Source organism: Pseudomonas sp. JAI111, assembly GCF_024809425.1.
In the GTDB taxonomy this organism is placed as follows: domain Bacteria; phylum Pseudomonadota; class Gammaproteobacteria; order Pseudomonadales; family Pseudomonadaceae; genus Aquipseudomonas.
The window spans coordinates 13,606-28,962 of sequence record NZ_JANUCB010000007.1 but is presented as its reverse complement, the minus strand read 5'-3'; the positions used below and the strand labels follow the sequence as shown (position 1 = coordinate 28,962).

Here is a 15,357-nt window from a genome sequence, read left to right as displayed (position 1 = left end):
CGGTTTGGTATGAGCGGTCAAAGTCAGAAATATGCCGTCAAGCCTGTAACGGTGAACCGTTTCACTCGGGCGAATGGAAGCTCAGGCTGTAGTTCACCGCTTTGGAGCCTGGATCGAGGATATCCAGTGCGATGTGGATCGGCGTCTGCGGTGGCATCTCCGCCATTCCTTCAAGATCGCCGTTGAGGTACTCGCCGGGCTTGAAGCGGCGGCTGGCGATCAGGTGGCCGTTGAGGTCGGCGAAACGCAGTTCCAGCAACGGGAACGGCTGGGAGAAGGGCGCGCGGTTGTAGATGATCGCATCGACCACCAGCGCACCATTGAACTCGGGGTGGCTGCGCACGACGAGGTTGCTGCTTTTGATTTTTGCGATGTCGACCTTGGATGGCACCGTGCAGCCGATTTGCGGACACAGTTGCTGGAACCACGGACGGTACTGGTCCTGGCGTGCCAATTCATCGAAATGGTAAGCGACGTATTGGCCCGCCAGCGCGACTGCGCCGAGCAACACCAGCAGGGACCAGAACAGCCGTCGGCCCCAGGGGGAGCGGCGTTTTTGCCAATCCAGTTGCAGCGGATCGTCGCTGAGGTCTTGCAACGCCTCGGCACGTTCGGTCGATTCACTGCGCTCGTGTCGCTTGCGCAGGGGGACGATCGGGGGCAGGTCGTCCTCAGGTGCATCGGTTGCCGACAGGCGATCATGGTGCAAGGGCATGTCGAGCGGGTCATTCAGGCGCAGTTGCGGCACCTGGGGTTCGTCGTCCAGATCAACCGGTTCCAGCGAGAACGAAGGTTCAGTGCGCGCGTGCTTGCCCGGTTCGGTCCGCGCTTCCTTTTGGTCGTCTTCGACCGCCTGGGCGCGATCGGCGGCCGATTCGCTGAAGAGACTGTCGGACCACGGAGCGTCGTGTTCGGGGTTATCGCGGCGAGCGCTCAGGCTGTCTTCGCGGTGCCGGCCGAATTCGGTGGTCGGCTGGATTTCCCGCTGTTCGAGCCGGGCAAGTTCTTCGTCCAGGTCCAGGCTGTCCAGATCCAGCTCGGCGGCAGACCATTGCTTTTGGCTGATGGCGCGCTGTGCCGGCGGTTCGACGATGGTCGGGGCGACCGGTTTGACCGCTTCCTTGCCGGCCCGCTGGTCAAGCAGCTGCTTGGCGGCGTTGAACACCTGCAGGCACGAGCCGCAACGAACCACTCCACGGGCCACGCTCAATTGAGCGTGGCTCACGCGGAAGCTGGTCTGGCAATGCGGGCACTGAGTGACGAAGCTATCGGTCATGCGGCGATCCGGTTTAGGCAGGCGCTCATTCTAGCGCCGACGGCCAGTGATGCGCACCCAGCCATCGCGATTGGCGATCGGGTCCAGATCGAAGTCCTGGGCGTAGGCTTTGGCGACGTCTTCACCTTGCTCGGCGAGGATGCCCGACAGTGCCAGGCGGCCGCCAGGCTTGACCAGGCTGGACAGCTGCGGCGCCAGGGCAACCAACGGGCCAGCCAGGATGTTGGCGACCAGCACGTCAGCCTGAACCTGGGGCAGATCTTCCGGCAGATACAGCGGGAAAAGCGCTTCGGCGATATTGTTGCGCCCGGCGTTGTCACGGGAAGCTTCCAGTGCCTGGACGTCGATGTCGGTGCCCACGGCTTGCTTGGCGCCCAGCAACAGGGCGGCAATCGCCAGGATCCCAGAGCCGCAGCCGAAGTCGAGCACGTTGCAGTCCTTGAGGTCCTGACCGTCGAGCCATTCCAGGCACAGGGCGGTGGTCGGGTGGGTGCCGGTGCCAAATGCCAGGCCCGGATCCAGCAGCAGGTTCACGGCGTCCGGTTCCGGGGCGGCGTGCCAGCTTGGCACGATCCACAGGCGCTGGCCGAAACGCATCGGCTGGAAACCGTCCATCCAGCTGCGTTCCCAGTCCTGGTCTTCGATGACTTCGCTGTGGTGCTCGGGCAGCGGGCTACCGGTCAGCAATTCAAGATGGGCCAGCACGGAGGCGGCTTCGGTGCCGCCTTCGAACAGTGCCAGCAGGTGCGTGTGCGACCACAGCGGCGTAGTGTTGAGTTCCGGTTCGAAGATCGGTTGATCTTCGGCATCCATGAAGGTCACCGACACGGCGCCCACTTCAAGGAACGCGTCTTCGTAGGTTTCGGCTTGTTCTGGGCTGATGGCGAGACGGACTTGCAGCCAAGGCATGGCGGGCACCTTTGAAAAATATAGATTGCAGCCTAGCGGGCTGCGAGAAGCGCGCAAGTTTACGCGAGCGCGGGGCATTTGTGGGAGTCGCCTGTGCTCACTGCACAGTTCCTGATGAGCGCCATACCCTGTGGGAGCGAGCTTGCTCGCGATGAGGGCCTCACATCCGGTATATATGTCGCCTGACACGCCGTCATCGCGAGCAAGCTCGCTCCCACAGGGGCGGTGTGATGCTCGGATGAAATACCCAGAAACAACAAAGCCGCCCGGAGGCGGCTTTGTAGATAGGGTCGAAGCTTAGTGCTTCTCGCCTGCCAGCTTGTGCTCGAGGTAGTGAATGTTCACACCCCCTTTGCAGAAGCCTTCATCACGGACCAGGTCGCGGTGCAGCGGGATGTTGGTCTTGATCCCGTCGACAACGATTTCGTCCAAAGCATTGCGCATGCGCGCCATGGCTTCTTCACGGGTTGCGCCGTAGGTGATCAGCTTGCCGATCAACGAATCGTAGTTCGGCGGAACGGCATAACCGCTGTACAGGTGCGAATCGACGCGAACGCCGTTGCCGCCTGGAGCGTGGAAATGCTTGACCGTGCCTGGGCTTGGCATGAAGGTTTTCGGGTCTTCGGCGTTGATCCGGCATTCCAGCGCGTGACCACGGATGACCACGTCTTCCTGGGTGTACGACAACTTGTTGCCAGCGGCGATGCTGAGCATCTCCTTGACGATGTCGATGCCAGTGACCATTTCCGAAACCGGGTGCTCTACCTGGACACGAGTGTTCATCTCGATGAAGTAGAAGTGGCCGTTTTCGTAAAGGAACTCGAAGGTGCCGGCGCCACGGTAGCCGATGTCGATGCACGCCTTGACGCAGCGAGCGAGGACTTCAGCACGGGCTTTCTCGTCGATGCCCGGTGCCGGCGCTTCTTCGAGAACCTTCTGGTGACGACGTTGCAGCGAGCAATCGCGGTCGCCCAGATGGATGGCATGGCCCTGGCCATCGGAAAGCACCTGGACTTCCACGTGACGTGGGTTGGTCAGGAATTTTTCCAGATAGACCATCGGGTTGCCGAACGCTGCGCCCGCTTCGGAGCGGGTCAGTTTCGCCGAGGAGATCAGGTCTTCTTCTTTATGCACAACGCGCATGCCGCGACCACCGCCGCCGCCAGCGGCCTTGATGATCACCGGGTAACCGACTTCGCGACCGATGCGCAGAGCGGTTTCTTCGTCTTCAGGCAGTGGGCCGTCGGAACCCGGAACGGTTGGAACACCCGCAGCGATCATGGCGTGCTTGGCCGATACCTTGTCGCCCATCAGGCGAATGGTGTCGGCTTTGGGGCCAATGAAAGCAAAGCCGGAGTTCTCGACCTGTTCAGCGAAATCAGCGTTTTCCGCAAGGAAACCGTAGCCTGGGTGGATGGCGGTAGCGCCGGTCACTTCAGCGGCGGCGATGATTGCCGGGATGTGCAGGTAAGAGTGCGCGGCAGAGGCCGGACCGATGCAGACGGATTCGTCTGCCAGGCCCAGGTGCATCAGCTCTTTGTCGGCCTTGGAGTAAACGGCGACAGTCTTGATGCCCATCTCTTTGCAGGCACGCAGGATCCGCAGGGCAATCTCACCGCGGTTGGCGATCAGAACTTTTTCCAACTTCGCAGTCATCAAAGTTTCTCCGCGGTTCAAACGATGGTGAACAGCGGTTGGTCGTACTCAACCGGCTGGCCGTCTTCGACGAGGATGGATTCGATCACACCGCTGGTTTCAGCTTCGATGTGGTTCATCATCTTCATGGCTTCGACGATGCACAGGGTGTCGCCTTTCTTCACGGTCTGGCCGACTTCAACGAAGGACGGCGAGGATGGCGAAGACTTGCGATAGAACGTACCGACCATCGGCGAACGGGCAACGGCGCCGTTCAGCGCGGGGGCGGCCGGAGCAGCAGGAGCGGCAGCGGCAACCGGGGCAGCAGCGACAGGCGCTGGAGCCGGAGCGTGCATTGGAGCAGGTGCGTAATACTGCTGAGCCGGAGTCTTGCTATGACGGCTGATACGTACGGACTCTTCGCCTTCCTTGATCTCGAGCTCGTCGATGCCGGACTCTTCCAGCAGTTCGATCAGTTTCTTAACTTTACGGATATCCATGAATCATCAACTCCCAAGGGTCGGTCAGGGGCGTAACGCTTGTTGTTCAAGCTGTTGCCGGTCTTTCAAGCTGTTCTAGGGCGGCCTCCAGGGCCAGTCGATAACCGCTGGCGCCAAGGCCGCAGATCACTCCCACCGCTACGTCGGAGAAGTAAGAGTGATGGCGGAAAGGTTCGCGTTTGTGCACGTTAGACAAATGCACTTCGATGAATGGGATGCTCACCGCCAGCAGCGCGTCACGTAATGCGACACTTGTGTGCGTAAAAGCTGCTGGATTGATCAGAATGAAATCCACACCTTCGCTGCGAGCGGCGTGGATGCGGTCGATCAATTCATATTCGGCGTTGCTTTGCAGGTGCAGTAAATGGTGACCGGCTTCACGAGCGCGGCGTTCCAGGTCCTGGTTGATCTGCGCCAGTGTCGTAGCGCCGTAGGTGCCCGGTTCACGGGTGCCGAGCAAGTTCAGGTTGGGGCCGTGCAAAACCAATAAGGTCGCCATCTGCTGATCCTTGTTATCTGTGTGCAATTGTCAGAACCCGGCGACTATGCCGCAAAGCCTTTGTGACTGTCCAGTTCTATGCAATAGCCAGCACGATGGCCGATGTTTGCGCGAAATATGTGACCGAGTGATTAAATCCGGTCATTTGCTTTGGCGACGCGTTCAGCGAAGTCCTTCGCGCCGATCTCGCCAATCACCCGCACATCAGTGCGTTCGATGCCGTCCTTGCCGAAAAACATCAGCGCCGGAGGACCGAACAGTTTGTAGCGATCGAGCAGGGTGCGTTGCTCGGCGTTGCTGGCGGTGATGTCGAAGCGGATCAGTCGATAGCCCTTGAGGCGTTCGACGACATTGGCGTCGTTGAGCACTTCGTGTTCGATGACTTTGCAGCTGATGCACCAGTCGGCGTACCAGTCGAGCAGCAGCGGGGTGGCTGTGGATCGGGCGTCGGCGAGAACGCGATCAAGCTCGGCCGGGGTCGTGACGGTTTGCCAGGCGCCGCTGTCTTGCGGTTGCTGGTTGCCGGCAATCATGTGCGGCTGGCCGATCGGATTGAACGGGTCCGTCTGACCACTGAATGCGCCGTACCAACAGGCCAGCGCGTAAAACAGCAGGAACATCCCCAGTAATTGTCCCAGGCGTTTTCGCGGCGGTTTGTAGACGAACTCCAGCGCGCCCATGAACAACCCGACGCCCCCGGCCAGCAAGCCGATCAGCAACAAGGTGATCTGTCCCGGCAATACGCGACTGAGCAGCCCGATCGCCAGACCCAGCAGCAACACGCCGATCGCATTTTTCACCTGGATCAACCATGGGCCGCTTTTAGGTAGCCAGGCCGCGCCACCGGTGGCCACAAGCAGCAGGGGTGCGCCCATGCCAAGGCCGAGCATAAACAATTTCAAACCGCCGCCCAGAGCATCACCGCTGGCGCTGATATACAGCAGCGCACCGGCCAGCGGCGCCGACACGCAAGGGGAGACCAGCAGGCTCGACACCACGCCCAACACCGCCGCGCCCCATAACGAGCCGCCTTCTGTGCGGCCGGCGATACGATCCAGCCGACTGCTGATGGCGTGCGGCAACTTGAGTTCGAACACGCCGAACATCGCCAGGGCAAACACAGCAAAAAACATCGCGAACGGCACCAGCACCCAGGCCGATTGCAGGCGCGCCTGAAGGTTGAGTTGCGCGCCGAACATTCCCATCAACGCACCCAGCAAGGCGAAGCAGGCGGCCATTGGCAGCACGTAAGCCAGGGACAGGTTGAAGCCGCGCAAGCCACCGACCTGGCCGCGAAGCACGACGCCGGAAAGGATCGGCAGCATGGGCAGCACGCACGGTGTGAAGGTCAGCCCCAAGCCTGCGAGAAAGAACAGTGCGAGTTCACGCCAGCTCCAGATGTGCGCGGCCGTCGGGGCACCGATACCATCAATGCTGAGGCGCTCGGTTTCGGGTGGATAGCACAGGCCTTTATCGGCGCAGCCCTGATAGGTCACCGCCAGGGTGAAGGCCCGTTGATCGGTGCGCGGCAACTCTACGTCGAGAATTCCGTGGTAGACCTCGACATCGCCGAAGTACTCATCGTGTTTCTGCTCGCCCTTGGGCAATTGTGCGGCGCCGAGGCCGACATCGGCCGGGTCGGCGCGAAATTGAAAGCGATGGCGATAGAGGTAGTAACCCTCTGTCGCGACGAAACGCAGCTTGATCGATTGCGGTGTGCTGTCTACCAGGCTCAGCTGAAACGCCTCGCGCACCGGCAGGAAGTCGGCACTGTTGTTGATCGAACCCAGGGTGGTACTGGGCCGACTCTCCAGCAACCCGGCGGCGGAGGCCGGCAGGGCGATCATTAAAAACAGCAGGCAGAGCAAACGGCGCATGACAATCTCGCGTATCGGAGGTGCGGGAATGATAGCGGAGTCGTCTCGGGTCCGTATGTATGTAGGAGCTGTCGAGTGAAACGAGGCTGCGATCTTTTGATTTTGATCGTTCCCACGCTCTGCGTGGGAATGCAGCCCGGGACGCTCCGCGTCCCAACAGCGGACGCAGAGCGTCCATTGAGGCATTCCCACGCAGAGCGTGGGAACGATCATGCGGGCTTGTCCGCGATGGCGGTTTATCAGACGCGGAAGGCTTGGACGGCGGTGTGAAGTCGTCCACCCAACACCAACAGATTTTCCCCTTGCACGCGGCCCTCGCCGATGCGCAGCAAGTTATCCCCACCCAATTGGTGAATCCGCTCACTGTGATCGCGGATCTCACTGACGGCGCCGCTCTGCTGGGCGGTGACATCGGCGATGCGCACGGCGGTGTCGGAAATGGTCTGGATCGCGCCAACGATTTTATCCAGTGCGCCGTCGGCCGCCTGGGCCTGATTGGCCGTGGCTTCGGCGTGTTCGACCTGGGCGCGCATGCCCTCTACCGATTGCCGTGCGGCGGTTTGCAGGCCAGCGATCAAGGTCTGGATCTCGGCCGTGGCGCCCGCGGTACGTTGTGCCAGTGAGCGAACTTCTTCCGCGACAACGGCAAATCCTCGACCCATTTCTCCGGCGCGAGCGGCTTCGATGGCGGCGTTCAGGGCCAGCAGGTTGGTCTGGTCGGCAATCGAGCGAATCACCGTGAGGACGCCGCCGATGGTCGCCGACTCTTCGGCCAGATGTTCGATCATCTGTGCGTTGCCCTGCACTTCGCCCACCAGCGCATGCAGCCCCGTGAGGCTCAGGCCGATGACTTTTTGTCCATGCTCGACCGCCAGCCCGGCGTGACGGCTGGCGTCAGCCGCCTGGCTGGCATCACCGGCGACCTGTTGAATCGTCGCCTCCAGTTCACCGAGGGAATCACGGATCAGCGCCGTGTCGCCCGCTTGATGCTCGGCGCCACTGTGCAGGTCATTGCTCAACTCGGCCAGTGTGCGGCTGCTGCCGGCGACCTGTTCGGCATTCAGTCGGATGGTCCCCACCAGGTCCACCAGATAGGCGCGCAAGCGATTGAGCGACGCTTCAATGTCCTGCAGTTCGCGGTTGGTCTTGCCCAGTTGAATGTCTTGGCTGAAGTCGCCTTCGGCCCAGGTCGAGAGCGCCGGCGCCAGGTTGGTCAGCGTCCTGGCCAGTTTGCGTTGCAAGGTGTCGATCAGCAGGGCGATCAGCAAAATCAGACCAATCATCACGCCCTGCATCAGCCGCACTTCACCCTGGATCTGCCCGTGCTGAGCACGGACCACCGGTTCCAGCCCGGCAATGGCCTGTTGTACGGCGGCGATCTTCAGGTGCGTCGCGTTGCTGAGGTCGGCGCGTTTTTGAATCTGGTCGCGCGTGCGCGAGAGTTCGGCGGGGTAGCGCGTCAGCAGGCTATTGAGTTCCCGTTTCAGGCCAACGCCTGCGTCTTCGGCTACGGTTTTTTCGGTGTTCTCCAGGCCCATCATCGCCGAGAAATCGTCACTGCCTGATTCGCTGCTGCTGGCGACACCCAGCAGCGGCAACGCGCCAAGCAGCTCGGCCTGCGTACGGATGCTGGCGACTTCGCGCTCGACATCGGCGGCCAATTCGCTGCGGCCGCTGCTGACCAGTTTGTCCCGGGCCAGAGACAGTTTGCCCAGGTGCTGAGAGGCGGCGAGCAAGGGCGCCAGATAAGTCGCGTTTGCACTGGCGTACTGGCTGAGTTGTTCGAGACTGGCACCAAGTTCCCGTTCCGCTTGCAACAGCAAGGCCTGCGGATCGCCCGCCAGTTTGCCGGCGGCCAGCAGGTCGGTTTTGCTGAAATCTTCCAGGTTCGACAGGCTAGGGCGCAGGGATTCAGCCAGTGCCGGCGGCAACTCACCGAGTTCCTTTTGCAGGCTGTCGATGGCCTGGCTGGCGCTGCTCAAACGCAGGGCATCACCGCTGGCGAGGTAATCCTCGATATTGCGCGCCACTTCATTCTGGAATTGCTGGGACAGGCCCAGATAGCGCTCCATCAGCAGATAGGGGCGTTCCAAAGCTTTTTGCGACCACCAGAGCGTCACGCCAAGGGCCACGCACACGGCGACTAAAAGGAGGGTATTGAGATTGGTCAGCAGCTTCAGGCGCATCGCGGGTCTACCAACGGCAGAATGGTAAGCGCCTGAAGTTATTGCGTTTCTGTTACAGGGTTATGACTGAATGGGTCCAATCCGATGAAAAAGTGGCACTTTGCTTTGACGTTCGCGCGGCTTGCACGCGGTTACGTCCGCCGTCCTTGGCGCGGTACAGCGCCTCGTCGGCCTGGCTGGCCATCATCAGGCTGTCGGAGTGTTCACAAAGCTCCACCACCCCGGCGCTGAAGGTGCACCACAAATCCTGCGGCTGGGCGGGATAGTGAATCTCGGCAAAGCGCTGACGGATTTCATCGAGCACCCTGTGCGCCGATTCGAGATCGGTGTCCGGCATGACGATGGCGAATTCTTCACCGCCGTAACGGCCGATGAAATCGGTCTTGCGCAAGCGCTGCTTCAAGAACAGCGCCAGGCTCTTGATCACCCGGTCGCCCATGGGGTGGCCATGGCTGTCGTTGACGCGTTTGAAGTGGTCGATGTCGAGCATCGCAAAACTCAGCGGCTTGTTCTCGCGGCGGGCGCGGAAGCTGCAGTCTTCGAGCAATTGCAGAATATGCGTGTGGTTATACAAACCGGTCAGGCTGTCGCGGACCATCCGCGCCTTCAGATTGCGCGCCCGGGCCGCGCGGTTGCGCACGGTGGTGATCAGGTGCCGCGGTTTGATCGGCTTGGTCAGGAAGTCGTCGCCACCTTCGCTCATGGCGTCGAGCTGCTTGTCCAGATCATCTTCGGCCGACAGGTAAATGATCGGCACGCTGACGTAACGGTCGTTGTGGCGGATCACCTTGGCCAGTTCCGTTCCCGTGCAGGTCGGCATGTACATGTCGAGGATGATCAGGTCCGGCTGAAAGTCTGCCAGCTCGGCCATCGCCTGAATCGGATCGATCAAGGTGCGGGTGACGATGCCGGCGCTGTTAAGCAGACGTTCGGTGTGCAACGCCTGGGCGCGGGAGTCGTCGATGATCAGCACTTTATAAGGTTCGTACTGGGCGACGCAGGTCAGGACTTCGATTTTCTCCAGCAGGCTCGAGGCTTCGAGGGTGCCGGTAAGGAATTCCTGGCCGCCGGCGCGCACGGCGGCGAGGCGGGTCGGGGTGTCGGTTTCGTGCAGGCTGAAGAACAGCAGGGGCAAAGGTTCGTCCAGGCCGACTTGGGCTTCGGCCGCCAGTTTCAGGCCGATGCCGGCGCCGCTGAAATCCACGTCCATGACGATCGCCGCAGGCAAGCGCTCAATCATCGAGGAGCGAAATGCCGACACGCTGTCCAGGGACTGCGCGCTGAGTCCGAAAAATTCAAGTTGCTTGGCCAGGCGCTCGGCGCGGTCGTGATCTTGCAGCATCACGTAGATCGGCTTGCGCAGCGGCGGCAGGAAAGTCTGTTCGAGGTGATCGCCGTGACGCAGGCCGGTGCGTGACAGGCGTTGCATCAAGCGATTGAGGTCGGTGATCAGTCCGCTGCTCAGGCGTCCGCGATTGGCGTCGACCGCCTCCAGCGACTGGCCGATGTGGCGCGCCAGTTGAGAGTGTTCCGGTTGTTCGAAACGCTCGGCGAACCGCAGCAGGCGCAGGTTGGCCTCGCTCAGTTCGGACAAATCGGTAGTGGACCACTCGCTGCGTTGCAGGCGCTGCCATATCTCAAGAATTTGACGTGCCTGATGAATTACCCGCTGGGCAAAGTGGTGCTTGAGGCGCTCACGGCTGGGGTCTTCTGGCTCGGTCATATCCTGACTACTAGTTAGGGTGCATGCTGAGATCGACTGGTGGCTCTATGCTAGCACCTCTTTTGAATCCCATGAGTGTTGTGTGTCAATAATCTGCAAAGCGACATCATTCAGTTTCTGACCGACTGGTCGCATAGGCTCAACGCTGTGCTTCATTTATAGTGGCGCCAGGATCGCCTCGTTGGGTGGCTCGCTGTTTCGCGCAGGATTAATGCGCGGCAAACGAGGCACGATGGCGTAGGGTTGTGGTCGAACCGATGAACTCAAGTGATTGAAAGGATATCGCCATGCTGGACTGGAAGAATCGCGCGGGCAGCGCGCCTGAACGTGCCGCTGAACCGAAATCGGCCACCCGCAGCTACATCGGCGGCCTGTTGTTCAGCCGGGCGCTGGCCACGCTGATCGGCCTTTACCTGCTGGTGACGATTGGGCTGGGTTGGTATTGGAGCGAGGAGCCTGCGCTGTTTCCGGTTCAACAAAATGCCCAGGCGGCTGCCGAGAAAGAAGGCAAGCAGATGGTCATCGGGTACACCACGGTGGAAACCCTCAAGACCGTCGCCGGTACGTTGCTGAACAAGCCGGGCGGCTATATTTCCAACGACCGTTTCCCACCGGGCCTGTGGATGGATAACACGCCAAGCTGGGAATATGGCGTGCTGGTCCAGGTCCGCGACCTGAGTCGGGCAATGCGTAAAGACTTCGCCCGTTCCCAGTCGCAGTCCACCGAAGACGCCGACCTGGCCAAGGCCGAGCCGCGTTTCAACTTCGACAACAAGAGCTGGGTGCTGCCTTCCAGTGAGTCCGAATACCAGGAAGGCATCAATTCCCTGAGCCGTTATCAGGCACGCCTGTCCGATCCGAATCAGAAAAGCGCGTTGTTCTATGCCCGCGCCGACAACCTGAACAACTGGCTGGGCGATGTCGGCACCCGTTTGGGTTCGCTGTCGCAACGTCTGTCGGCCAGCGTCGGCCGGGTCAAGCTCAACACCGCACTGAAAACCGAAGTCCTGGCCCCGGGCCAGGTGCCGCAGGTCGATGAAGAAATCGTCGAGACCCCGTGGATGCAGATCGACAACGTGTTCTACGAAGCACGCGGTCAGGCCTGGGCGCTGTCGCACTTGCTGCGCGCCATCGAAGTCGACTTCGCCGATGTACTGGCCAAGAAGAACGCCACGGTCAGCGTGCGCCAGATCATTCGTGAGCTGGAGGCTTCGCAAGAACCGGTCTGGAGCCCGATGATCCTCAACGGCAGCGGTTTCGGGGTGCTGGCCAACCACTCGCTGGTCATGGCCAATTACATTTCCCGGGCCAACGCTGCAGTGATCGACTTGCGTCAATTGCTCAATCAGGGCTGAGTCATGGTCGATAACGCCAAAGAGGCCGCCCACCGCGCGGCCTCGGATGCCGAACAGATCGCCTGGGTCGACGAGCACGATAACCTGCTTGGCGCCCTGGTCCGTTCCGATCTGCGCGAGCGCGGGCTGATCGGGCGCGGCACCTACATCATGCTGTTCAACTCGGCCGGTGAACTCTGCGTTCACCGCCGCACCCTGAGCAAAGCCATTTACCCGGGTTACTGGGACGTGGCGGCAGGGGGCATGGTGCTTGCCAGCGAAACCTATGCCGAGTCGGCAGCGCGTGAACTTGAAGAAGAACTGGGCGTGAGCGGCGTGGAATTGAGTGCCCATGATCACTTCTTCTTTGAAGACACCGGCAATCGACTGTGGTGTTCGGCGTTTTCGGCGGTGTGGGATGGCCCGTTGATCCTGCAACCGGAAGAGGTGCTTGAAGCGCGCTTCATCCCCATTGATCAGGTCATGCTGGAAATCCAGCAAAAGCCTTATTGCCCGGACTCCCTGGCCGCGTTGATGCGCTATCTGCGGGCTCAAGGGAAAGACGTCGCAAAAGAGCTATAAATTGGCGCCGATTGGCTCTTAGCAAGTCGGCTTTTTGCCGTTACACTGCGCGACCTTTTCAAGCTGAACCGGCAGTGCCCGGCTCAGTAGCGCTGCCCCTGCCTGAGTGGGGCTTCGCGGTCGATAACCTTGCCCAAGGTTGCGATCAGTCTTTGTCCTCCCAAGAGGATTGCCGGTGGCCAAAAAAGCCGCATCCTTCGCCGCCCTTGGTGGCCTGGTATTTTCCACCGACGCAGGTCGTCATTGCCCGGATTGCAGTAAGCCGGTAGACGCCTGTATCTGCAAACAGACCGTTATCCCGGCCGGCGACGGCATTGCTCGCGTGCGTCGCGAAAGCAAGGGCCGTGGCGGCAAGACGGTGACCACCATCACCGGCGTGCCGTTGGCCGAAGACGCGCTCAAGGACCTGGCGACCACGTTGAAGAAACGTTGCGGGACCGGCGGGGCGTTGAAAGACGGGATCATTGAAATCCAGGGCGATCATGTCGAGCTACTCTTGGCCGAACTGATCAAGCTGGGTTTCAAGGCGAAGAAGTCCGGCGGCTAGCAGCCTCTGTGAAAACCACCCTCGGCTTGATCCAGCCCTGATCCGTTCGGGCCTGGCGTCGCCTACATGGTTTTCACAGAGCCTGTTCTGACCGGTTTCTAAACTCACTGCGGTCAGCGAGGTCTATCCCCTCGTTGACGAACCGTCATTTTCATTCTTTAGAATGCGCCGGCCTGATCCCAGGCGACGCTCTATGACTTCTTTATAGGGGACTTCAATGTCCGTACGACGCACACGCAAAGACGATGGCAGCCAATGGACAGTTGCGGACAGCCGCAGTGTTTACGGGATTCGCCATTGGGGGGCCGGGTATTTCGCGATCAATGACGCCGGTCGCGTCGAAGTTCGTCCGAACGGTCCGACCAGTTCGCCTATCGACCTCTTCGAGCAAGTCGACCAGCTGCGCAAAAGCGGCCTGTCCTTGCCGTTGCTGGTGCGCTTCCCCGACATCCTGCAAGACCGCGTTCGTCAGCTGACTGGCGCGTTCGATGCCAACATCGAGCGTCTGGAATACCAGAGCAAGTACACCGCGCTGTACCCGATCAAGGTGAACCAGCAAGAAGCGGTGATCGAAAACATCATCGCCACCCAGAACGTGTCCATTGGCCTGGAAGCCGGCTCCAAGCCTGAACTGTTGGCCGTGCTGGCCCTGGCGCCGAAGGGCGGCACCATCGTCTGCAACGGTTACAAGGACCGCGAGTTCATCCGTCTGGCACTGATGGGCCAGAAGCTGGGCCACAACGTGTTCATCGTGATCGAGAAAGAATCCGAAGTCGCGCTGGTGATCGAAGAAGCGGCCTCGCTCAAGGTCAAGCCACAGGTTGGCCTGCGCGTGCGTCTGTCGTCCCTGGCATCGTCCAAATGGGCGGACACCGGTGGCGAGAAGTCCAAGTTCGGTCTGTCGGCGGCGCAACTGCTGTCGGTAGTCGAGCGTTTCCGCGCGGCGGGTCTGGATCAGGGCATCCGCCTGCTGCACTTCCACATGGGTTCGCAGATCGCCAACCTGGCGGACTACCAGCACGGCTTCAAGGAAGCGATTCGTTACTACGGCGAACTGCGCAACCTCGGCCTGCCGGTTGACCATATCGACGTCGGTGGCGGTCTGGGTGTCGACTACGACGGTACTCACTCGCGCAACGCCAGTTCGATCAACTACGACATGGACGATTACGCCGGTGTCGTGGTCGGGATGCTCAAGGAGTTCTGCGACGCGCAGAGCCTGCCGCACCCGAACATCTTCTCTGAAAGCGGCCGCTCGCTGACCGCTCACCACGCCATGCTGGTGGTGCAAGTGACCGACGTCGAGAAGCACAACGATGACGTGCCGCAGATCGACAACAAGGAAGAGCTGCCGGAGACCGTGCAATGGCTGGTTGACCTGCTGGGTCCGACCGACATCGAAATGGTCACCGAAACCTACTGGCGCGCCACGCACTACATGAGCGACATCGCGACCCAGTACGCCGATGGCAAGCTGACCCTGGCTGAAAAAGCCCTGGCCGAGCAATGCTACTTCGCCGTGTGCCGTCGCCTGCACAACTCGTTGAAGGCGCGTCAGCGTTCGCACCGTCAGGTGCTCGATGAACTCAACGACAAGCTGGCCGACAAGTACATCTGCAACTTCTCGGTATTCCAGAGCCTGCCGGACACCTGGGCCATCGGCCAGGTCTTGCCGATCCTGCCGCTGCACCGTCTCGACGAAGAGCCGCTGCGCCGCGCCGTGCTGCAAGATTTGACCTGCGACTCCGACGGCAAGATCAAGCAATACGTCGACGAGCAGAGCATCGAAACCAGCCTGCCGGTACACGGTTTGAACGAAGGCGAAGACTACCTGCTGGGTATCTTCCTGGTCGGCGCTTACCAGGAAATCCTTGGTGACATGCACAACCTGTTCGGTGACACCGACTCGGTGAACATCTACCAGAACGCCGACGGCAGCGTGTACCACGCCGGTATCGAAACCCACGACACCATCGAAGACATGCTGCGTTACGTGCACTTGTCGCCGGAAGAGCTGATGACTCACTACCGCGACAAGTGCGCCAGTGCCCGCATCACCGCGGCCGAGCGCACCCAGTTCCTCGACGCTTTGCGTCTGGGGCTGACCCGTTCGTCTTACCTGTCTTCCTGAGGTAAGGCTCGCTCTCATCGGGTTGTCTGAAAATGTTCCGTGCGCGACGGAAATTTCAGATGACCCGGTGCGAAGCTTCCCTGTTTTCTACCGAAATGACTTACATCATGGGTTATCCAAGCGATGTGGTCTTCTTTTCGCGTAGGTAATTTCCTAAT

General features: G+C 60.6%; 11 protein-coding genes and 1 pseudogene. 4 read left to right on the top strand and 8 right to left on the bottom strand.

What is annotated here, in order from left to right:
• Positions 1–61: 61 nt before the first annotated feature.
• The 8 genes and pseudogenes from HNR03_RS20900 to gcbA form a co-directional block, all read right to left on the bottom strand.
• Entirely contained in the window at positions 62–1,276 is a 1,215-nt protein-coding gene (locus HNR03_RS20900) for a DUF3426 domain-containing protein (RefSeq protein WP_222589601.1), read from the bottom strand.
• A gap of 30 nt (positions 1,277–1,306) precedes the next feature.
• Positions 1,307–2,185 (bottom strand): 50S ribosomal protein L11 methyltransferase, encoded by an 879-nt coding sequence (gene prmA, locus HNR03_RS20895; protein WP_222589602.1) that lies wholly within the window; start codon positions 2,183–2,185, stop codon positions 1,307–1,309.
• 297 nt (positions 2,186–2,482) lie between these two features.
• The gene (accC, locus tag HNR03_RS20890; RefSeq protein ID WP_090176051.1) at positions 2,483–3,841 is read right to left on the bottom strand and encodes an acetyl-CoA carboxylase biotin carboxylase subunit; all 1,359 of its coding nucleotides are present in this window, start codon (positions 3,839–3,841) and stop codon (positions 2,483–2,485) included.
• A 17-nt stretch (positions 3,842–3,858) separates the two neighbouring features.
• Positions 3,859–4,320 (bottom strand): acetyl-CoA carboxylase biotin carboxyl carrier protein, encoded by a 462-nt coding sequence (accB, locus tag HNR03_RS20885; protein ID WP_090176048.1) that lies wholly within the window; start codon positions 4,318–4,320, stop codon positions 3,859–3,861.
• Between the two features lie 46 nt (positions 4,321–4,366).
• A complete protein-coding gene (gene aroQ / locus HNR03_RS20880; protein WP_020797556.1) occupies positions 4,367–4,819 on the bottom strand; it encodes a type II 3-dehydroquinate dehydratase in 453 nt (150 codons plus the stop codon).
• A 131-nt stretch (positions 4,820–4,950) separates the two neighbouring features.
• The gene (locus tag HNR03_RS20875) at positions 4,951–6,696 is read right to left on the bottom strand and encodes a protein-disulfide reductase DsbD (protein ID WP_259155546.1); all 1,746 of its coding nucleotides are present in this window, start codon (positions 6,694–6,696) and stop codon (positions 4,951–4,953) included.
• Between the two features lie 239 nt (positions 6,697–6,935).
• Positions 6,936–7,442: pseudogene (locus HNR03_RS31970) on the bottom strand (methyl-accepting chemotaxis protein); the annotation flags it as partial.
• 1,492 nt (positions 7,443–8,934) lie between these two features.
• Positions 8,935–10,605, bottom strand: a complete 1,671-nt coding sequence (gene gcbA, locus HNR03_RS20865; protein WP_222589605.1) for a diguanylate cyclase GcbA — start codon at positions 10,603–10,605, stop codon at positions 8,935–8,937.
• Positions 10,606–10,892: 287 nt separating this feature from the next.
• Here gcbA and HNR03_RS20860 point away from each other — a divergent pair, with 287 nt between their 5' ends.
• The 4 genes from HNR03_RS20860 (at position 10,893) to speA (ending at position 15,199) form a co-directional block, all read left to right on the top strand.
• Positions 10,893–11,960, top strand: coding sequence for a DUF2333 family protein (locus tag HNR03_RS20860; RefSeq protein ID WP_222589606.1), 1,068 nt, complete (start codon positions 10,893–10,895; stop codon positions 11,958–11,960).
• Between the two features lie 3 nt (positions 11,961–11,963).
• Positions 11,964–12,521, top strand: a complete 558-nt coding sequence (locus HNR03_RS20855; protein ID WP_259155543.1) for an NUDIX hydrolase — start codon at positions 11,964–11,966, stop codon at positions 12,519–12,521.
• Positions 12,522–12,696: 175 nt separating this feature from the next.
• Positions 12,697–13,068, top strand: coding sequence for a translation initiation factor Sui1 (locus HNR03_RS20850; protein WP_090176030.1), 372 nt, complete (start codon positions 12,697–12,699; stop codon positions 13,066–13,068).
• 217 nt (positions 13,069–13,285) lie between these two features.
• Entirely contained in the window at positions 13,286–15,199 is a 1,914-nt protein-coding gene (gene speA, locus HNR03_RS20845; RefSeq protein ID WP_259155542.1) for an arginine decarboxylase, read from the top strand.
• Positions 15,200–15,357: the final 158 nt, after the last annotated feature.

Coding starts and splice junctions, on each gene's coding strand:
- aroQ (WP_020797556.1), bottom strand. CDS start 4,819: ATGGCGACCTTATTGGTTTTGCACGGCCCCAACCTGAACTTGCTCGGC.
- HNR03_RS20855 (WP_259155543.1), top strand. CDS start 11,964: ATGGTCGATAACGCCAAAGAGGCCGCCCACCGCGCGGCCTCGGATGCC.
- HNR03_RS20900 (WP_222589601.1), bottom strand. CDS start 1,276: ATGACCGATAGCTTCGTCACTCAGTGCCCGCATTGCCAGACCAGCTTC.
- HNR03_RS20875 (WP_259155546.1), bottom strand. CDS start 6,696: ATGCGCCGTTTGCTCTGCCTGCTGTTTTTAATGATCGCCCTGCCGGCC.
- speA (WP_259155542.1), top strand. CDS start 13,286: ATGTCCGTACGACGCACACGCAAAGACGATGGCAGCCAATGGACAGTT.
- gcbA (WP_222589605.1), bottom strand. CDS start 10,605: ATGACCGAGCCAGAAGACCCCAGCCGTGAGCGCCTCAAGCACCACTTT.
- prmA (WP_222589602.1), bottom strand. CDS start 2,185: ATGCCTTGGCTGCAAGTCCGTCTCGCCATCAGCCCAGAACAAGCCGAA.
- HNR03_RS20860 (WP_222589606.1), top strand. CDS start 10,893: ATGCTGGACTGGAAGAATCGCGCGGGCAGCGCGCCTGAACGTGCCGCT.
- accB (WP_090176048.1), bottom strand. CDS start 4,320: ATGGATATCCGTAAAGTTAAGAAACTGATCGAACTGCTGGAAGAGTCC.
- accC (WP_090176051.1), bottom strand. CDS start 3,841: ATGACTGCGAAGTTGGAAAAAGTTCTGATCGCCAACCGCGGTGAGATT.